General features: G+C 52.2%; 15 protein-coding genes. 5 read left to right on the top strand and 10 right to left on the bottom strand.

Going from position 1 to position 19,360, the window contains the following annotated elements; genetic code table 11:
* Positions 1 to 29: 29 nt before the first annotated feature.
* The 8 genes from KB235_RS04365 to KB235_RS04330 all read right to left on the bottom strand — a co-directional run bounded on the left by KB235_RS04365 (position 30) and on the right by KB235_RS04330 (position 10,101).
* The gene (locus KB235_RS04365) at positions 30 to 857 is read right to left on the bottom strand and encodes a carbohydrate ABC transporter permease (protein ID WP_276514415.1); all 828 of its coding nucleotides are present in this window, start codon (positions 855 to 857) and stop codon (positions 30 to 32) included.
* An 11-nt stretch (positions 858 to 868) separates the two neighbouring features.
* Positions 869 to 1,741, bottom strand: coding sequence for a carbohydrate ABC transporter permease (locus KB235_RS04360; protein WP_211780509.1), 873 nt, complete (start codon positions 1,739 to 1,741; stop codon positions 869 to 871).
* 21 nt (positions 1,742 to 1,762) lie between these two features.
* On the bottom strand, positions 1,763 to 3,010 hold the full coding sequence (locus KB235_RS04355) for an extracellular solute-binding protein (RefSeq protein ID WP_211780508.1): 1,248 nt from the start codon (positions 3,008 to 3,010) through the stop codon (positions 1,763 to 1,765).
* Positions 3,007 to 5,217, bottom strand: a complete 2,211-nt coding sequence (locus KB235_RS04350) for an alpha-galactosidase (protein ID WP_211780507.1) — start codon at positions 5,215 to 5,217, stop codon at positions 3,007 to 3,009. The genes KB235_RS04355 and KB235_RS04350 overlap by 4 nt, the downstream gene beginning before the upstream one ends.
* Before the next feature lie 110 nt (positions 5,218 to 5,327).
* Positions 5,328 to 6,356, bottom strand: coding sequence for a LacI family DNA-binding transcriptional regulator (locus KB235_RS04345; RefSeq protein ID WP_211780506.1), 1,029 nt, complete (start codon positions 6,354 to 6,356; stop codon positions 5,328 to 5,330).
* A gap of 102 nt (positions 6,357 to 6,458) precedes the next feature.
* Entirely contained in the window at positions 6,459 to 7,931 is a 1,473-nt protein-coding gene (locus KB235_RS04340; protein WP_211780505.1) for a UDP-glucose--hexose-1-phosphate uridylyltransferase, read from the bottom strand.
* The gene (galE, locus tag KB235_RS04335) at positions 7,928 to 8,926 is read right to left on the bottom strand and encodes a UDP-glucose 4-epimerase GalE (RefSeq protein ID WP_211780504.1); all 999 of its coding nucleotides are present in this window, start codon (positions 8,924 to 8,926) and stop codon (positions 7,928 to 7,930) included. Before galE ends, KB235_RS04340 begins: the two co-directional genes overlap by 4 nt.
* The gene (locus tag KB235_RS04330; RefSeq protein WP_371816211.1) at positions 8,923 to 10,101 is read right to left on the bottom strand and encodes a galactokinase; all 1,179 of its coding nucleotides are present in this window, start codon (positions 10,099 to 10,101) and stop codon (positions 8,923 to 8,925) included. The genes galE and KB235_RS04330 overlap by 4 nt, the downstream gene beginning before the upstream one ends.
* Positions 10,102 to 10,363: 262 nt before the next feature.
* Between KB235_RS04330 and KB235_RS04325 the strand changes: the two genes are divergently transcribed.
* Positions 10,364 to 11,934 (top strand): IS3-like element ISEnfa5 family transposase gene (locus KB235_RS04325; protein WP_211780503.1). Its coding sequence is split into 2 segments (ribosomal slippage): positions 10,364 to 11,003 and positions 11,003 to 11,934, totalling 1,572 coding nucleotides; the frame shifts between segments, so codons are not numbered across the junction.
* Positions 11,935 to 12,136: 202 nt separating this feature from the next.
* Here KB235_RS04325 and KB235_RS04320 read toward each other — a convergent pair.
* On the bottom strand, positions 12,137 to 13,852 hold the full coding sequence (locus tag KB235_RS04320) for a methyl-accepting chemotaxis protein (RefSeq protein WP_246514332.1): 1,716 nt from the start codon (positions 13,850 to 13,852) through the stop codon (positions 12,137 to 12,139).
* A 192-nt stretch (positions 13,853 to 14,044) separates the two neighbouring features.
* Here KB235_RS04320 and KB235_RS04315 point away from each other — a divergent pair, with 192 nt between their 5' ends.
* The 3 genes from KB235_RS04315 (at position 14,045) to KB235_RS04305 (ending at position 17,184) form a co-directional block, all read left to right on the top strand.
* Entirely contained in the window at positions 14,045 to 14,686 is a 642-nt protein-coding gene (locus tag KB235_RS04315; RefSeq protein ID WP_211780501.1) for a TVP38/TMEM64 family protein, read from the top strand.
* 106 nt (positions 14,687 to 14,792) lie between these two features.
* Positions 14,793 to 15,521, top strand: coding sequence for a polysaccharide deacetylase family protein (locus KB235_RS04310; protein ID WP_211780500.1), 729 nt, complete (start codon positions 14,793 to 14,795; stop codon positions 15,519 to 15,521).
* 133 nt (positions 15,522 to 15,654) lie between these two features.
* Positions 15,655 to 17,184 (top strand): methyl-accepting chemotaxis protein, encoded by a 1,530-nt coding sequence (locus KB235_RS04305; RefSeq protein ID WP_211780499.1) that lies wholly within the window; start codon positions 15,655 to 15,657, stop codon positions 17,182 to 17,184.
* A 33-nt stretch (positions 17,185 to 17,217) separates the two neighbouring features.
* Here the strand turns inward: KB235_RS04305 and KB235_RS04300 are convergent, their stop codons facing one another.
* Positions 17,218 to 18,030 carry an NmrA family NAD(P)-binding protein gene (locus KB235_RS04300; RefSeq protein ID WP_211780498.1) on the bottom strand — a complete coding sequence of 271 codons (813 nt, stop codon included), beginning with the start codon at positions 18,028 to 18,030 and terminating at the stop codon, positions 17,218 to 17,220.
* 629 nt (positions 18,031 to 18,659) lie between these two features.
* On the opposite strand from KB235_RS04300, the gene KB235_RS04295 reads away from it, so the two are divergent.
* Entirely contained in the window at positions 18,660 to 19,283 is a 624-nt protein-coding gene (locus KB235_RS04295) for a DedA family protein (RefSeq protein ID WP_211780497.1), read from the top strand.
* The last annotated feature ends 77 nt before the right edge of the window (positions 19,284 to 19,360 follow it).

Here is a 19,360-nt window from a genome sequence, read left to right as displayed (position 1 = left end):
CGTCTTGTCTTCACGTGTAGGAGCTTCGCTTATTTGACAGATCCGTTAGCCATCCCATCGATGATATGGCGCTGGAAGAACAAATATACGATGAGAATCGATACAATCCCGACGACATACGATGCGAAGGAAGGTCCGAAATCACTGAAATACTGTCCTTGATAGTTGAATTGGAACAACGGGAGCGTCCATGTCGATTCATCGCGGTTGAGCAGAAGCAACGGAAGCAAGAAATCGTTCCAAATCCAGAGTGCGTTCAAGATGAGGACCGTCGCATGCATCGGCTTCATCATCGGGAAGATGATTTTAAAATACGTGTTGAACTTCCCGCTACCGTCGATGGCAGCGGCCTCATCCAACTCTTTCGGGATCACGGTCTTGACATATCCCGCGTACAAGAAAAGTGACTGCGGGACCGCATACGTCAGATACAAGATGATCAATCCGAGTTTACTCGACAACCCCAAATCCGACATCATCGACGTGATTGGAATCATGATGACTTGGAACGGGACGAATATCCCGATGATCAACATGATGTAAATTCCTTGGAAGACACGATTACGTGGCATCGTCCGAGCGAGCGCATATGCTGCCATCGGGACGATCAAGATGATGAGCGCAATCGACGAGATGGTGATCGTCATCGAGTTCGCAAAGTATTGGACGACCCCATCGTCTAAAAGACGCCGGAAGTTATCGAGCGTGAACGGGTCCGGCCACTCGAAGAAGCCGCCAGTGATTTGCCGTGTTTCTTTGAACGAGTTTAAGACGGTCAAATACATCGGAAGGGCGATCAAGACGAGCCCTACTGTCAGAAACACATACGTCGGGATATGAATTTTGTCCTTTTTCATGATGCCCCTCCTTACACTTCAAATTTTTTCGAAGAATTGATTTGGATGACCGAAACGATGGCAATGATGATGAAAAGGACGATTGCAATCGCACTGGCGTATCCAAACTGGTTGTTTTTGAACGCATAATTGTAAACGAGTAGTCCGAGTGACGTCGTCGACCCGCTCGGTCCCCCACCCGTCAAGGCGTAGATGAGATCGAACGCCGTCAATCCTGCCTTCATTGCCAAGATGAGGACGATGCTGATGGCTGGCGATAAGAACGGCAATTCAATGCTCTTGAACGTCTGCCATCGGTTCGCCCCGTCAATCGAGGCCGCTTCCCGAATCTCGTTCGGGATGCTTTGTAAGTTCGCCAAGAAGATGACGACCGGAATGGCGACCCCTTGCCAGAGGGCGACAAAGAGGAGGCCCCAGAACGCCGTCCCTTCGTTCGCGATTAGACTTTGCGAGAGCCATTCGATGCCTAAAAATTCACCGAGTGGCGCCAGCCCGTAATTGAAGAACTGTTTAAAGATCAAGCCGAGTGTGACGGTGCTGATGACCGCAGGGAAGAAGTAGGCAGTCCGGAACAGCCCGACCCCTTTAATTTTTTGATTCAATAGCAGTGCGATTGCAATCCCTAACACGATTTGTCCAACGACGAGACCGATCGTGAAGAGCAACGTGAAGCCGATACTCGATAAGAATTTCGCATCTGAGAAGATGGCCAGATAATTATCGATTCCGACGAAATTGTACGAACTTGTTAGCCCTGTCCAGTCCGTGAAACTGTAGATCACACCTTGTGCGAGCGGTATGAAGAAGAACACGATTTGAAGCAAGAGCGGCACAAGAATGAACAGGTACGGCCAGTAGCGGTTGACAAACCCTTTCTCTCTCATGGTGCAACTCCTTTAATGTTTTTATTTCATACCGTTGAAGAAGGCGTTCAAATCCTTGGCGAGTTGGTCTTTATCTTCTTTGTTCATATAATCGACCGTGAGGTGCCAGAACTCTTCTTCCGATGGCCATTCAGAATGGAGCCAGATGATTTGTTTGTCTGTGAACACGAGGTCCGAAACAGCTTTCGTCTCTTCGAACGCGCCATCTGTATCGACTGCCTCGACCGACGTCGGAGAACCGTCCTTGTCATAGTATTTCTGCATGACTTCTCCTTCCGTCATGTACGCGAGCAGTTTTTTCGATGCTTCTTGTTCCGCTTCCGATCCAGCGCTCGACACAGAGAGCGCCAAGTCAGCCGCACCGACCGTCATCTCTTGGCCTGCTTCTTGGCCTGGGAAGGCAAACATGCTCACTTCGAAATCAGGCTGCTGATCACGGATGACCGGGAGCGCCCAAATGCCGTTCGGGAAAATCAACGCTTCTTCCCTTGCGAAGAGTGCGACCGCATCGCTGTAAGATGCCCCGTTCGCATTCTTTTGCGTGTTACCGCTGACGAGGCTTAACTCATCTGCCACAGTCTCAAAATCTTCGTTACCGACTTTGATGCCATCTTTCGGGCTGTTTTTCAATGCGTCTTGCGTTTGGTCGAAACCGCCTGTCGTTGTCGCCCAAGCCAATTGGTGATAACCGTTCATCGTCCATGAGTCGTCAGTCGTGAGTGCTGCCGCGAACGGTGTCTCGCCAGCATCTTTGATCTCTTTGACGACGTCTTCAAACTCGGACCATGTTTTCGGCGCCTCCAGTCCTAGCTCTTCAAATTTTGTCTTGTTATAGAAGAAGCCCCACGCGTTCGAGTTGAGCGGGAGTGAGTAAATCCCTCCGTCGACCGCGTACGATTCAGCCGCCCCTTGCTTCAAGTTGCTCAAGAAATCTTCGTTAGACAGGTCGAGGAACTTCCCGTCAGCCGCCCATCCTTTAAAGTCTGGGTTTTGCGGGTATGTGTGCACGATATCCGGGATGTCCCCGCCGGCGATCCGCGTTTTCAATACGGTCCCGGCATTGCTGACGCTCGTCAATTTGACGTCGATATCAGGATTCTCTTTTTCAAAATCAGCGATGATCTCATCGAGCGTCCCCTTCATTTCGACTTTTTGGGAGAAGAATTCGATTTCTGTCTTGTCCGACTCCGCTCCGCCCGAGCAACCAGCTGCGAGTACGAGAGATGATGCGACGAGCCCTACCATGCCTAGTTTCATTGTCTTGTTCATTTTGATTGGCCTCCTGAAAGTTCGTTTACTTTTTTCAGTACGTACAACTTACTTACAAAATCACCTTTGACAATCGGCTCGATGTAAAGCCCGACGTGCATGAGCTCATCACCGCCGTAATGCTGGCCTTCTACTTCATAGACGGCTGTTGTGTCCAATCCTCTCAATTTCAACAAACGGATGAGCGGTGCGGTTTCGCTGAGCACGCTATAGTCACAGACGATGACTTCCTCTTCCGATACGAACATCCAAGAAGGATGATTGCTGTCGAATGCGCTCTCCAGCCGGTAGAACGTCCCATATTGGAACGTACGACGATGCTCCTGATAGAATGCGACTTGCTGTTTGACGATCGCCTTCTCGTCTTCTGACATCTCAGTCACATCGAGCTCATAACCGAACACGCCAGCCATCGCGACGTTCCCCCGCATCTCGAGACTCGTCTCACGGTGTGTCTGGTGGTTCGGCACAGCCGAGACGTGTGCGCCCATCGAGGAGATGGGATACACCATACTCGTCCCATGTTGAATTTTCAAACGCGCGATGGCGTCCGTGTTGTCACTCGTCCACGTTTGAGGCATGTAGTACAGCATGCCTGGATCGAATCGACCGCCACCGCCGGAGCAGCTCTCGAACAAGATGTTCGGATAGCGTGATGTGATCGTTTCGAGCACTTCATATAGTCCAAGGACATAGCGGTGTAACACTTCTCCTTGACGGTCACTCGGTAGTGACGTCGAGAACACCTCGGTCACGTTACGGTTGAAGTCCCATTTGAGATAATCGATTGGGACGCGGTCCAACACCTCTGTCATCTGCTGCACGATGTTATCTCGTACTTCTTTCCGACTGAAATCGAGTACATATTGATCTCGTCCTTTGGATAGACCGCGTCCCGGGATTTGAATCGCCCAGTCCGGATGCTGTTTGAAGAGTTCGCTCTCTTTTGAGATCATCTCCGGTTCGAACCATAGACCGAATTTCATGCCTTTGGTGTGAATGTAGTCCGCCAGTCCTTTCAATCCGTTCGGAATCTTTTGCTCATATTCGAACCAGTCGCCTAGTGACGTGTAATCATCATCGCGACGTCCGAACCAGCCATCGTCCAGCACGAACAACTCGATCCCGAGCGCGGCACTCTCATCGACGATCGATTTGATTTTGGCTTCATCGAAGTCGAAATAAGTCGCTTCCCAGTTATTGATCAAAATTGGTCGGTCTGCGTCACGGAAGGTTCCGCGTGCGAGCCGTTCACGATACAAGGCGTGGAACGCTTGTGACATTTCCATCGTTCCGTTTGCACTGTAGACGATGTTCACTTCCGGCGTTTGGAAACATGCGCCTGGATCCAAGCGCCATTCGAATCCAAATTCGTTGATGCCGAGTTGCACACGTGTCTGTCCGTATGGGTCTCGTTCGAGCAACATTTGATGACTTCCGCTATAGACAAGGCTGAAGCCGACTGCTTCTCCCGCATACTCCGTTGTCTCGGGTGAAACGAGTGCGAGAAACGGGTTCATCTGGTGACTACTCGAGCCACGTTTGCTGTCGAATACTTTCACGCCACGTTTTACTGGTTCACGCTCCATCATTCGTTCTCGGCCCCACATCCCGTTCAGCGTGATGACCTCGAGCTCTTGAAGCGGAAGGTCCAATGAGAGGCTCGCTGCTTTTTGAAGGTAATGGGTCTCCGCTCCTTCATTTTCAATTCGAGCGGATCGTGCCAACACCGGACGGTCACGATACACGGTATAGACGAGACGAGCAGTCAGTCGCTCTTTCGGATCTTCGAGTGTGATGATCAGCGTCTCGGCTTCTTCATCCTGTTCGACATACGTTGAAGGCATGCCATCAAGACGCGGTTTTCCTGTCACAATCTCATAGGACTTGTAACGGAAATCCGTGACAGTCGATCCGTCTTCGTGGCGGATGACTTGGGCCGGCGTCCGATAATCTCCCGTCCCGTAACCTGGATATTCTTGCAAGATCGTATCGAGGGAATAAAGGCGATCCGTCGCCTCCGGAAAGTTCGGGGAAAAGGAACGGTCGACGCGAGGATACTTCCGTCCACCGCGATATGCCGAAATCGCCTGACCAAAATATTCGTTGGTCAACACGTTGCCTTCTTCGACACGGAGCACATAGCTAAATACTGCATTAGACAAATGGAATACTCTCTCTGTTTCGTTAACATGAATCAACTTCATGGCTCAACCTCCCAATAGTGGTTGCGCTTTCATTAAAAACTAAAATGAAAGCGTTTACTAAACACATCTATAATTTAACGTTTAGTAAACACTTTGTCAATCGCTTTTATTCAATTTTTATAATGGACACTTTCTCGTTTGATTAGTTTGGCCGGAATCATGACTCGCACGGGAATATCTCGTTCTTCGCGGATCCGTTCCAACGCCAACTTGACGGCAAATTTCCCAAGTTCTTCGGTCTCTACCTTCACGGTCGTCAACGAAGGTGTCAGGAATTCAGCGATTTCAATGTCGTCGAAACTAGAGATCGAGATGTCCTCTGGGATGCTATATCCTTGTTTTTGAAAAGCGCGATACACACCGACGGCCATCGGGTCACTCGCGACCAACACCGCTGTCGTGTCGCCACGCTCCGTCAACTGTTCACCTAAACGCAGTCCTTCCAACGTGCTCCATCCCCCTAATAGCCCATAGCGGAGATGCTGCAACCCTTTGTCGTTCATCCAAGATACATAGGTCTGATACCGATCCTCGTCCTCATTGAAATAGACGTCACCCTCTTGGTTCATGACGACACGCTGCCCTCCGATATAGGCGATGTTGCGATGTCCGTTTTCGTATAGATGTTCTAGACTCGCTATGGTCGCGCTTTTGAAATCAGAATATACGGCGTCAAACCGTGCGTCGGCATGCGAGTCATCGATGACGACAATATTAGGATTCTCGTTATAGAGCGACTCCAATGTTTTCGGGTCGACCGTACCGAGGACGAGGATTCCTCCGAGATGGTTCAATCCTTCCCAGTCCGCTTTTTTATCAGACAGACGGATCACCCGGTTGACACTCACCCTCAGCCGTTCGGCTTCTTGTTCAATACCGCGTCGAATCGCTCGGAAATATGGATCATCAATCTCTTGAATCTCATTGACCGTGGTCACGAGCCCAACTGTCGCGATCCGGTTCTTATGCGTTTTCTTCTCTCGTGGGCTGTATTTTAATTGTTTCGCTGTTTGCAACACTTTATCACGTGTTTCTTGACTGACGGATAACTTCTCATCCGAATTCAATACGCGGGATACAGTCGCAATCGAAACGCCCGCCTTCTTCGCCACTTCACGAATGCTTGTCAAAGTAATCATGCCTCCAATATTGAGTAAAATGTGATTTCATTTTACTAAACAGAAGGATTTGTTTCAACCGTAAAGTAAAAGGCAGACAAGTCTTCACCTGTCCGCCTCCCTTTAGTCCCGTGATTGAATTACTTGAATAAAGCGCTGAAGTCCTCGTTGTCCATTTTCGTCCAGCTTAAAGACGCCGCAGTCCTCAAGTCCCTTAACAAATTTTTCGGCTACGGCCATTTCGATGAAACGTTCGATATTCTCCCTTCCATCGTATGCCCGTTTCAATTCGCAAGCCCAATCTTGATGGAGATCTTGTACGTTGTCCGTTTCTCCTACAATAAATCTCTTAACTTCGTCCATCTCAGCTTGGAGCCTCGCCGGGAGCACGGCAAGCCCCATCACCTCGATCAATCCGATATTTTCTCGTTTGATATGGTGAACATCTGCATGGGGATGGAAGAGTCCGAGTGGATGTTCCGATGTCGTCCGGTTGTTTCGAAGAACGAGATCCAACTCGAAGAACTCACCTTTTTTTCGTGCGATTGGTGTGATTGTATTATGCGGGGCGTCCGTGTGGGCCAAGATGTGACATGCTTCGTCCGAATAGTTGCGCCAAGTCGACAAGACACGATCCGCGCACGCGACGAGGCTGTTCTGATTTTGGCTACGCAACCGAATGACCGACAACGGCCAAAGCAACGTGTGTCCGCTCACATCTGAGAATCCCTCAAAAGAGAATCGGCCTGTCTCGCGCGCCTCCGCCATCGCAAACGTGTATCGTCCTGCTTGGTAATGGTCGTGCGATAAAATCGAGCCGCCCACAATCGGCAGGTCGGCATTCGATCCCGCGAAGTAATGCGGAAATTTCTCTACAAAGTCGAGCAGACGGACGAACGACGAACGGTCGATCCGCATATCTCGATGCTCACCCGACAATAAGATGCAGTGTTCGTCGTAATAGACGTAAGGCGAGTACTGCATATACCATTCCTCGCCTCCGAGTTCGAGCGGCACAAGCCGATGATTGGCTCGCGCCGGATGATCTAAGCGCCCTTCGTACCCTTCATTTTCCACACAGAGGAGACACTTCGGGTACGGGGTCCCCTCTTTCTTCACGCTCTTCTGTTGTGCAATCTCTTTCGGATCTTTCTCTGGCTTCGACACGTTGATCGTGATGTCGACCATTCCATATCTTGTATCTACTTGATAAGAGATATTCTGTTTCGTTCGCTCTGTCTGAATATAGTTCGAGTCCGTCGACAACCGGTAAAAGTAATCCGTCGCCATGACCGGGTCCGTCGCGTACTTGTCGTAAAACACCCGTTCTACTTCCGAGGGGCGTGGCATGAATTGGTTCATCATGTCTGCCGCAAACCGATCCCGCTGTGACCGGCCGTCCTCAGTCAAACCGTTCCGCACCGCCTCGTCCACCAATCGGTCGACGAGCTCCGGGATTCGACCGTTCGTCGTCTCATCGCTCGGTGTCGCCCCCGTCATGGCGAGCAACCGGTTCTTCACGTAGATGACATCCCGCTCCTGGATGAGTCCACTTTTTAGCGTTGCCGCCACGAGTCCATTCACAAGCGCACTCATCGTCCCACCTCACGATATCCGTCAGGGTGGGCGGCATGCCATGCCCATGCATCTGCGATGATACGGGTGATATCGGTTCTTTCAGGAGCCCACCCCAGTACTCGCTTCGCTTTTTCCGCAGAGGCAATGAGACGTGCGGGGTCGCCAGCTCTGCGTGTCGTCGCCTGAGCAGGAATCGCGTGTCCCGTCACTTGACGGGCCGCCTGAATCATCTCATTGACAGAGAAGCCCGTATTCGATCCCAAATTGAACACGTCACTCTTCTGACCGTCACGCAAATAGTGGAGGGCACGCACATGTGCATCTACCAAGTCTTCGACGTGGATATAGTCACGGATGCATGTCCCGTCTTCTGTCGGGTAATCCGTTCCGTAGATGGAGATGTGGTCCCGTTTCCCGTTCGCCACTTCCAAAATGAGCGGAATGAGATGTGTCTCGGGATGATGGTCCTCACCAATCTCTCCTCCCGACCTTGCCCCTGCCACATTGAAATAGCGCAGAGCCACATAGCGCAGTCCATGGGCATTCCCGATCCACCCCATCATCTTCTCCATCGCGAGCTTCGTTTCACCATACGTCGACGTCGGATGTGTCAGGGCCGACTCGGCAATCGGCATGATTTCCTGATCGCCATACGTCGCTGCCGTCGAAGAGAAAACGATCTCAAGCACACCGTGTCTCACCATCGTCTCTAACAACACCTGGGTCCCATAGACGTTGTTGTCATAATAATCGAGCGGTTTCTCCATCGACTCGCCGACGAGCGAATTTGCCGCAAAGTGGATCACTTGGTCAAACTGCTCTTGAGAGAACACCTTGTCTAAAAAGGCTTTATCTCGGATATCCCCCTCATAAAACGTCGCATTCGGATGCAACGCTCGGCGATGTCCCGTCGACAAATTATCCACGACGACGACATCTTCGCCTCGATCAATCAGTTGATAGACTGCATGAGAGCCGATGTAACCGGCTCCCCCTACAACGAGAATACTCATGAGATGCTCCCTCCTTTGATTTCATGGGCTCCTTCCCCGATAGAAGCGACGTAGCAAGTCGGCGCATATCCGATTTGGCGTTCATAGTCCGCAGTCACTTCGTCGATGAAACGAGCACTCTCATGTTCCCGTACTAAAGCGATGGCACAACCTCCAAAACCAGCGCCCGTCATGCGCGCCCCAATCGCCCCATGTCTCCATGCGCTCTCGACCAATGTGTTCAACTCGACACCGGTCACGTCATAATCCTTATCCAACGAGCGATGAGAGGCATCCATCAGTTCTCCGAAGCGATGGACGTCACCGGCCTGAAGAGCGTGGAGCGCCTCACGTGTGCGCTCATTTTCACTGACGACGTGTCTTGCCCGGCGATAGATGGTCTCATCTTCAAATCGATCTTGTCTTTCTTCTAGTGTGGCACTATCCAAATCACAGAGCGCACGAATATTCAATTCTTGATTGAGAACTTTTAGTGCCGTGTCACACTCTTGTCGCCGCTCGTTGTATTTAGAGTCGGCCAGTTCACGCCGCTTATTCGTATTCATGATGACGACCAATACATCCTCAAACTCAAACGGCGCATACGTACATTCAAGCGTATCGCAATCGAGTAACATCGCTTGATTTTTCTTGCCCATCCCGACCGCATATTGGTCCATGATCCCGCTGTTGACCCCGATGTATTCATTTTCGGCGCGTTGTCCGAATTTGACGAGATCAAGTTGATCAAAGTTCAAATCATACACCGCATTCAGAGCGACCGCCGTCACCAACTCAATCGAAGCCGACGAAGACAAGCCCGCACCGTTAGGGATATCGCCAAAATACAGAAAGTCCAACCCGAACGACGGTTCACGTCCATCAAGCATGTAACGGAGCATCGCTTTCGGATAATTCACCCACCCGTGCGCGTCTTGGTAATCAAGCTCACCTAACGGGACAGTGACCACTCCAGCTTCCGGAAAATTCATCGAGTAAAAACGGCACTGTCGATCGGTACGACGTCGTACCAACGCATATGTCCCGAACGTCAACGCCGCAGGAAAGACGTGTCCCCCATTATAGTCGATATGCTCTCCAATCAAATTGATTCTGCCAGGGGCAAAAAATACCCGTTCGAAGTCCTTCTGAAAAGTGTTTGTAAATGCTTCAGACAATTTCAGCATGTCTTTCATAGTCATTCCCTCCTTATCAGTTTCACCACACTCTGATTCTAACGCATTAAATCTATAAAATAAACAATGTTTAGTAAACAAAATTCGTTTTTTTGTTTTTATATCATTAATTAAATTAAGTTGATAAGTTATGATGTTATTTTTGTTCAGTTAACAAAAAAACGTAAGATTCAATTATAAAACCCGCACTGGCTGATATGCTCCCCAATAGGTAGACAGACGAAATAACAAATCTGTTTATCTGATTGGGGAGTGTTTTTTTATGGCGAGAAGTCGGCATACGATCGAACAAAAATTGAGTGCGCTGCGCATGATGGAAGAAGAAACATATACTTGGAAAGAAATCATGGAGGCTCATGGCGTCTCTAGGCACACCCTCCAGGTGTGGAAAGTGAAATTCGATACCGTTGGGATCGATGCGTTGAAGGAATCGAAGGCATGGAAACTGTACACCAAGGAACTGAAAATCGCGGCCGTCCGCGACTATCTCGAGGGGTTCACTAGAATGGAGGTACTCTCCAAGTATCAGATCAGTGATTGGTCTGTTCTTCGTAAATGGATTAAGAAGTATACTAGTCATAGCGAGTTAACAGATTCGAGAAAAGGGATGGATCGAGCTATGACAAAAGGAAGAAAAACTACATTCGAAGAGCGCCTTGAGATCGTGAAATACTGTTTGGAGAATGGACGCAACTACCAGCAGACCGCGGAACAATATCAGGTGTCCTATGCCCAGGTGTATGGCTGGATCAAAAAGTATGACACGAACGGGGCAGAAGCGCTCCTAGACCGCCGTGGTCGTACGAAGCCAGAGGACGAACTAAGCGAAGAAGAGAAGCTGAAACGCCGGATCCAGCAAATGGATCTTGAGAACGAACTTCTTCGTGCGGACATCTTGTTTCTAAAAAAGTTAGAGGAGATCGAGAGGAGGTCATGATCAGCCAGGTACGGCTACAGCAACGATATATCGCCATCAAAGAATTGAACGAAGAGGAGGCCCTTTCGATCGTGCTCCTCTGTCGAGTCGCCGGCATCTCACGGGCGGCCTATTACAAATGGTTGAATCGCACCATACCGGTGCGTCAAGAAGAGAACGAGAAGCTTCTGGAGGACATCCGTCTACTCTATGACCAGGCGAACGGCACATACGGGTACCGTCGGATCACGATGACGATCAACCGGCTGCGCCGGCAACAAGGCCTGTCCCCGTTCAATGAAAAGCGAGTCTATCGCTTGATGCATATCCATGGGATCCAATCGGTCATCCGCCGGAAGCGGAAGAAGCATAAGAAGTCAACGCCGCAGCACGTGGCCGAGAACCTGATGAACCGAGAGTTCAGCGCGTCCCGACCGGACGAGAAATGGTGCACCGACGTCACCGAGTTCAAATATGGTGCCGGGAAGAAGGCATACCTGAGCGCGATCATCGACCTGTATGACGGCTCGATCGTCGCCTATCGCATCGGGAAGTCCAACAACAACGCTCTCGTCTTCCAGACGATGATGCCGGCCATCGCGGGGCTCCGTACAGGAGCACGTCCGATGATCCATAGCGACCGAGGGTTCCAATATACCTCGAGAGGGTTCAAACGAATGGTAGAAGACGCGGGAATGACCCGCAGCATGTCCCGGGTCGGACGTTGCATCGACAACGCCCCGATCGAGAGTTTTTGGGGCACCTTGAAAGTGGAGATGTACTACTTGCGTGAGTTCCAGGCCTATAGCGAACTCACAACGGCCATCGAGAACTACATATCGTTCTACAACCACGATCGTCTCCAGAAACGACTGAACGGCTTGAGCCCTGTCGAATACAGGTCTCAAGCCGCTTAGGCTGGTTTTCATTATTTACCCTGTCTACTTGACGGGGAGCAGTTCAGGCAAACCAGTGCGGGTTTTATATGACGCGTACGCGTATATCGAAATAGAGACTCTACTCGTTTAAACGGTGACGTTTCATCGACTACATGAGAACATACGAAAAAACATTATCAACATCTTAATCTATTTATCTTTTCGAACTTATTTTGCCACGTCAGACAATAAATTTCTTCGTCATCTGGCGCATCTCGTCCGCCATGTTCGATAGTTCTTGGGCCGAGGCCGTGATTTCCTCCATCGACGCCATCTGTTCTTCCGTCGCCGCCGACGTGTTCTCCGTCTCGGTCGCGGTCGTCTCGGTGATGCCTTGGATCTCGTTCACAGACGTCAAAATCTCGGTCGCGCCGGCCGCCATCTCCTGGACGGCTCCGGACACTTCTTCGACTTTTTGGCCGACCGCCTCGATTGCCTGCTTGATGTCATCGAACGCGAGGCCCGCCTGTTGGACGTTGACGACACTATGACGCATGTCCCCTTCGACGACATGCATCGTCGCGACCGCTTGCTTCGTCTCGGTCTGCGTGTCACCGATCAAGGATGCGATCTGCTTCGTCGCGACGGCCGACTCTTCGGCGAGCTTCCGGACTTCCGAGGCGACGACGGCGAAGCCACGTCCTTGGTCCCCGGCCCGGGCCGCTTCGATGGCCGCGTTCAAGGCGAGCAAGTTCGTCTGTTCGGCGATGCCGGAGATCGTGCCGGTAATCGTCCCGATCTCTTGCGAGCGGACGTCGAGCTGTTCGATCACGTCCTGCAACAGCTTCACTTTCTCATTCATCGCTTCGAGCTGATCTTCGAGTGTGTCGACGAGGTCGTTTCCGGTCCCGACCTTTTGAAGCGCCCCTTCCGATAAGGATGTCATCTGCTGGGCACTGTTCGAGACGTGGTGGATGCCGGTCGTCAGTTCGGTGAGCGTATCGTTCGATTCCTTCACCCGCGTCAATTGACGCATCGATCCGGAGGCGATCTCTTCCATCGTGACGGCGACCATCTCCGTCGCCTTCGTCGTCTCTTCGACATTGTTCTTCAAATCGTCCGACGACACGGCGACACGGCCCGACGTCTGCGAAACTTGGTGGATCAGCTCGCGCAAGTTGTCTTTCATTTGATTGAATGACAGAGTGAGCGAACCGAGCTCATCCCGTGACGAATACGTGCTCTCGACCGTCAAATCGCCTGCACCAGCCCGCCCCATGAGCGCGTTCAGCTCACGGACAGGACGGACGACGAGACGTGTGATGTACACGCCGAGCCCGATCGAGGCGAGGGCACCAATCGCGACGAGTACCCAAAACGTGAGCACCGACCGGTTTCGGTCATCCTGCATCGCGACACTTGCCGCCTCGGCTTCTTGATTGATGCCGTCCATGACGACCGTGGCCGTCTCGACGAGGTTCAACCGGATCGACCGCAAATCATCCAAATACACACGGTAGGCCGCTGCATTCTCGTTACGGAGCGCCGGTTGCAAGACGACTTCTGTCCCTTCCAAATAGGCGACAATCTCTTGGTTCAACTTCTCGACTTGTTGCATCACCGTCTCGTCCGTCGATGAGAACGTGTCGTTGAATAGCGCCAAGTTGTTGCCGATGCTGTTACGGCGATCGGTGATGTTCGCCTGCAGTTCCTTGTTTCGGTCGATGTCGGACGTCAACATCAACTCCAGCAAGTACCCGTCGAGCGCCCGGTTGTCCGTGCGAATCTGACCGAGCACACGAATCGGCACCAACCGTTCTTGATAAATCTCTTCCCCCGCGTCGGCCATTCGCCCGATGAGCGTGTGACTGAGCGCGGCGATGACGACGAGCGTCATGATGAAAACGGTGATGAGCACCGCAAATTTCTTAGACATGTTTAAATTTTTCACTATCATCCCTCCCACACGCTTTATCGTGCGAAAGAACGTCATCCTGAAGCGAGATGGCACATACGTTGACCTAAGTTTGCATTTTCATCGACCGATGAACACATCGCGAGCATATTCTGTAAGCTGGCTCACCGTCACTTTACGGAAAAATACGATACGCTTAGAAAAAGAGCAACGGATTGGAAAGGAATGATTCTCATGCCACGTCGGCTCAAACTCAGTCTTCTGCTCATGTTGTTCGGAAGCCTCTTCTACCTCACGCACTTCCATTACGAGTTACGTCCGTCCGACGTGCGTGACGTCGTCTTGTCGTTCGGCTGGTGGGGACCGCTCGTGTTCATCCTCATCTACGCGGTCGGCCCGCTCATCTTCTTGCCGACGTCTGTCCTCTCGCTCGGTGCCGGGCTCGCGTTCGGTGTCTGGCCCGGGGTGTTATACATCATCGTCGGTGCGACCGCTGCCGCCGTGACCGGGTACGTCATGGCCCGCTTGTTCGGCCGCTCGGTGCTCAACGTCGACCGTTATCCGTGGTCGGAGAAGCTGTTCACGCAGATGGAACAGCGCGGTTTCCTCTACGTGTTCGTGTTGCGGCTCATCCCGCTCGTCAGTTTCGATTTGCTCAGCTATGCGGCCGGCATCTCAAAAGTCCGCTTCCGATCATTTCTCCTCGCGACCGTGCTCGGGATGATCCCCGGGACGCTCGCCTATAGCTTTTTAGGAGCGAGTCTCGCCTCGGGGAGTGTGACGACCGTCTTCATCGCCGCCCTCGTCTTCGTGAGTCTGATCGGGGTCACCTACTATTTCCGAAAGCCTGTCCAAAAGTGGCTAGGATTAACGTAAATCTGATTCCCTTTTCGTGGAAAGAAGCGATTGAACCGTCTCCCTTCCTTGCCGTACAATCGAGAATGGAAATGAGAATCAATTCGAGTGGGGAGACACGATTCTATTGAGAAAATGGCTTGTATCATGCCTATTGCTTTGTCTATTCGTCAGCTTGGCTTTGCCTGCTTCAGCTACGGAGAAAGCGATCCGCCACGACGACAAACAGTTCGTCTATATGACATTTGACGACGGTCCCCGTCCCGAGACGCTGTTGTTGCTCGACGTATTGAAGAAACATCAAGTGAAAGCGACGTTCTTCATTCTCGGGAAGCAAATCAAAGGCAACGAGGACGTGTTGAAACGAATTATCGCCGAAGGACACGCGCTCGGTCTGCACAGCATGACCCACGACAAGAAGGCGTTCTTCAAGACACCGAAGTCCGCCGTCACGGAGATGAAGCACGTCCAGCAGCTCATCTTCCAAACGACCGGGGTGAAGACGAACGTCATACGCGTGCCGTATGGCAGTGTGCCGCATATGACGAAACCGCACCGCGACGCCATGGCGAAAGCCGGATTCCTCATGTGGGACTGGAACGTCGACAGTCTCGATTGGAAACGAAAAGACGACCCGCGCCTGCTTCAGTTCGACACGATTCAAAAGGTGCGCGCCAATCGCGCGAGACAAGTCGCCTCGGTCGTCTTGATGCACGACCAGTCGACGTCCGCGGCCTCACTCGACTACGTCCTTCGTCATTTGAAGCGAGAGCAATACGTGTTCACGACGATCACGGACACCACGCCGCCGTATAACTTCTATAACAAATGGAACACGAATACGTCACGAAAATGAGCGAGAGGCCGTGAGCCCCTCGCTTCTTTCGATTTCCCGTCTCATCCAATGTGTAATTTCAATCAACATTCGGGACGTTCATCCGATAATAAAGTAGCCATATCGAACTACTAAACGAATGTGAGGAATCTGTATGAGTTCAACGAAACGCAATCAATTGATGCTCGTCACGACGCTCGTCATCGTCTTGACGTCCATCACCGTCCACCTGCTCCACCGCTTCACCGATTTCGCTTACGCGTACACCGTGCTCCGAAACGGCGTCACCGGCTATCCGTATCCGGTCGCGACGTGGGCATTGTTCATTATCCCAATCGCCTTGTTCGGCTTCATGGTCGTGAGTGAACGGCGATCTCCCCGCTCGTTCCCGTACTGGATGATGCTGACGTTGACGTTTTCGAGCATCTCGACCGTCGCCGGCGGGCAAGGGCTCGTCGAGTATCACTTCTCCATCTTCGTCGTCTTGGCGATCTTATCGTTCATGCGCCGCATCGACTTGATCGTCTACAGCACCCTCATCTTCGCCGTTCAGCATTTGGCCGGATACTTCTTGTTCCCCGAGATGATCTGCGGGACGAGCGACTATCCGTTCAGCCTTCTTCTCGTCCATGCCGTCTACCTGATTTTGTTGAGCGCCGTGCTCGTCACGCAGATTCATTTCAGAAACGCGGAGTCTGCCCGCGTGAAAGCGAACGAGGACGAGACGCAGCGCCTGCTCGACCAAGCCGTCGCGGACGCGAGCCGTCTCGTGACGTCTCTAAAAGAACATGCCGCCGAACTCGAGGCCGCCGCGAGTCAATCGCTCGAGTCAGGTGAACAGATCGCTGTCGCGGTCGATCCGATCGTCATGCATGCGACCGATCAACAGACGTCGATGACGCAAGGGGCGGACGAGATTCAAGCGATCCGTTCCTTGACCGCCCTCATCCAAGAACGGATGGCCCAGACGGCAAGCGCCTCGTCGCGCATCGCCTCGGACGCGGTCGCGGGTAACCGTGACATGCGGCACATGGAAGCGAAAGTCGAAGAGATTATCGACGAATCGACGCGACTTGATGACGTCGTCTCGACGATGTCGAACCGTTCGAGCGAGATTCAAGCCATCTTGCAACATGTCGAGACGATCTCGGAACAGACGAACATGCTCGCCTTGAACGCTTCAATCGAAGCAGCACGTGCTGGGGAGGCCGGACGTGGATTCGCCGTCGTCGCGGCAGAGGTCGGGAAGCTCGCCGTTCAATCCCGCGAGTACGCATCTGAGATGACACGCGTGCTCGGTGGATTAATGGAGGATACGACGGTCGTTCGCGACTCGGCGAAGCTATTCAAACACGCGACCGAGAACTGCCAAAGTGTCGCGTCGGACGTCACGGCCGTCTTCACCCGCCTCACCGAGGATGTCTCTGAAATCGATGCACAAATCACGTCCATCCAAGAGACCCGTCAACACGTGACGGCGCAAATGGAAGCTCTCGAGACACGGCTCGCCTCGACGAAAGTCGCCGCGAACGAACTCCAGTGTCAAATCGAGCACGTCGCGTCAGCCACGGAAGAACAGGTCGCGATTCAAAAAGAACTGAGCCACATGTCGGACCGGCTCGCCTCGACCGCGGGTACGCTCGACGTCGTGACCGGACAGCTCGAACAACGCGCCAACACGTAAAAACAAGCCGCGACGGCAAAGTCGCGGCTTGTTTTATAACGTATCGATCAATTGTTTAAGGGCTTCTTTTAATGGCGTCACCGGCCGGCCGAGTAAAAGTTCGAAATCGTTTGACTCGACCTCGAGCGAGCCGTTGCGGATGCTGTCTTGAATGCCGACGACGATCGGGATGGCCCCTTCCGGCACGCCGGCGCCGCGCATCGCGCCTTCATACGCCTCAAGGCTCACTTCTTGGAGTTCGACGTCTCGTCCGATGACTTCCCCGAGCGCCTCGACAAGCTCGGCTTGCGTATGGAGCGGGCCCGACAGTTCGAAGATGTCTTGCTCGAAATCGTCTGCTAGGAGCACGTTCGCCGCCGCCTCGGCATAGTCCTGTTGGAGCGCCCAGCCGACTTTCCCGTCACGAGCCGCCGTCACCCACGGGGCACCAGCGAGGACGTCTTGGATGCTTCCGAGTTCGTTCTCTAAGTACCAGTTGTTGCGCAGGAACGCATGCTTGATTCCTGTCCGTTCAATTGCGCCTTCCGTCTCAACGTGCGGCGGTGCCATCAAGTTCTGACTCTGCTGGGCATCCGCGAGACTCGTATAGGCGATGAACTTGACCCCTGCTGCCTCTGCGGCTTCGACTGCGTTCGCATGTTGGCGGATGCGGGTGTCGTTGTCTCCGTCTGCTGAGATGATCAGGAGTCGCTCGACCCCTTTGAACGCCGCTTCGAGCGTCTCCGGCTTGTCAAAGTCGCCATGACGCACGTCGACACCTCTTTCCTTCAATAGCGACGCTTTCTCTGGGTTGCGGACGCTGACCGCCACTTCACTCGCCGGTACTGATTGAATTGACACTCCCACAGCTAAAGCAGTGGGATTCTGAAGTGCTTGTGCGAGCGCAGTCCATTTCTGTTTTGCTCAAGCCTTCAGATGAGGGTGTGCCATCACCCCTCCTGAGACAGACCATATAGGTTCTCAGGCTGATTGACTGTTACCATCAACCACAGGTCGTTACAGGTGTGTCCACCTGATGTTTTAGCGTCTTTTGCATGACGACAGGCATCGTTTTACCGGTCACATGGTTTCGTGACCGAACCGGATACGATTCTCAAGGAGCGATGGACACGGGCGTTTTAGAGACTTGTACTTGTCTATGGGATATATATACCCGAATGTCGGATGTTTTTCACATCCGAACTCACGTTCATCCCATGCCTAAAGGCGGGCTATGCCCGGTATGGGCTTTCCTGCTCGTATAATCTGTAAGACGTCGACAATCTTTGAACCGAGTTTCCCGGTTGCCCCTGTGACTAAGTATTTCATGTGGTTTCCTCCTTTTTCGTTCACCCGATACTGTTCCCGGACACATCCATTTCATAACCTGCGGGACGTGTCGGCCAAAAGCTCCATCTCAACCTCGAGACGGATGGTCGCTCGCCTTACCGTGCCGTAGAGTAGATTGAGACGTCATACATAAGGAGCACTTTCAAGTGGAACAATGGATTCAACAAATCATGGAACAATTCGGCTATCTCGGCGTGCTGTTTCTCATCTTTATCGAGAACGTCTTCCCGCCCATCCCGTCCGAGCTCATTTTAGTGTTCGGCGGCTTTTTGACGACAACGTCGACACTCATGCCCGGCTGGATGATCGCCGTCGCGACCGCAGGCTCCGTCATCGGGGCAATCACGTTATATTGTGTCGGTCTGGTCTTCGACGAAGAACGTCTCGAATCATGGGTCAATCGTTACGGTAAGCGCATCTATTTGAAAGCGGAAGACGTTCGCAAAGCAGACCTTTGGTTCGACCGATTCGGACCGAACCTCGTCTTCTTCGGTCGGTTCGTTCCGGTCGTAAGGAGTCTCATCTCGATTCCGGCCGGCATGTCGAACATGCCGTTCCTCAAATTCCTGACGTTGACGACGCTCGGTACGGCTATTTGGAACACCGTCCTCATCTACATCGGGGTCTATGTCGGCGCTAACTGGCAGATGTGGTTGGCACGGGTCGAGTCGTACTCACATGTCATGTACACGATTCTTGCCACCATCGCCCTCATCCTTGGAACCCTGTTCCTTCGTCTAATTTGGAAACGGCGAAAACTCGAGAGATGATGATTTTGTAAGGCAGGTTCAAGTGAATGGCGTCTTCCAGTAACTCGATGAATTATAAAATTAAGTGCAACACCTCA

Source organism: Exiguobacterium alkaliphilum, from assembly GCF_018138125.1.
Classification (GTDB): domain Bacteria; phylum Bacillota; class Bacilli; order Exiguobacteriales; family Exiguobacteriaceae; genus Exiguobacterium; species Exiguobacterium alkaliphilum.
This window is presented reverse-complemented; position numbering and strand designations above follow the sequence as displayed.

Bases quoted from the DNA above. Each gene is read 5' to 3' on its own strand.
- KB235_RS04350 (WP_211780507.1), bottom strand. From the start codon at position 5,217: ATGAAGTTGATTCATGTTAACGAAACAGAGAGAGTATTCCATTTGTCT.
- KB235_RS04360 (WP_211780509.1), bottom strand. From the start codon at position 1,741: ATGAGAGAGAAAGGGTTTGTCAACCGCTACTGGCCGTACCTGTTCATT.
- KB235_RS04320 (WP_246514332.1), bottom strand. From the start codon at position 13,852: ATGATAGTGAAAAATTTAAACATGTCTAAGAAATTTGCGGTGCTCATC.
- KB235_RS04345 (WP_211780506.1), bottom strand. From the start codon at position 6,356: ATGATTACTTTGACAAGCATTCGTGAAGTGGCGAAGAAGGCGGGCGTT.
- KB235_RS04315 (WP_211780501.1), top strand. From the start codon at position 14,045: ATGCCACGTCGGCTCAAACTCAGTCTTCTGCTCATGTTGTTCGGAAGC.
- KB235_RS04340 (WP_211780505.1), bottom strand. From the start codon at position 7,931: ATGAGTGCGCTTGTGAATGGACTCGTGGCGGCAACGCTAAAAAGTGGA.
- galE (WP_211780504.1), bottom strand. From the start codon at position 8,926: ATGAGTATTCTCGTTGTAGGGGGAGCCGGTTACATCGGCTCTCATGCA.
- KB235_RS04305 (WP_211780499.1), top strand. From the start codon at position 15,655: ATGAGTTCAACGAAACGCAATCAATTGATGCTCGTCACGACGCTCGTC.
- KB235_RS04355 (WP_211780508.1), bottom strand. From the start codon at position 3,010: ATGAACAAGACAATGAAACTAGGCATGGTAGGGCTCGTCGCATCATCT.
- KB235_RS04330 (WP_371816211.1), bottom strand. From the start codon at position 10,101: ATGAAAGACATGCTGAAATTGTCTGAAGCATTTACAAACACTTTTCAG.
- KB235_RS04365 (WP_276514415.1), bottom strand. From the start codon at position 857: ATGAAAAAGGACAAAATTCATATCCCGACGTATGTGTTTCTGACAGTA.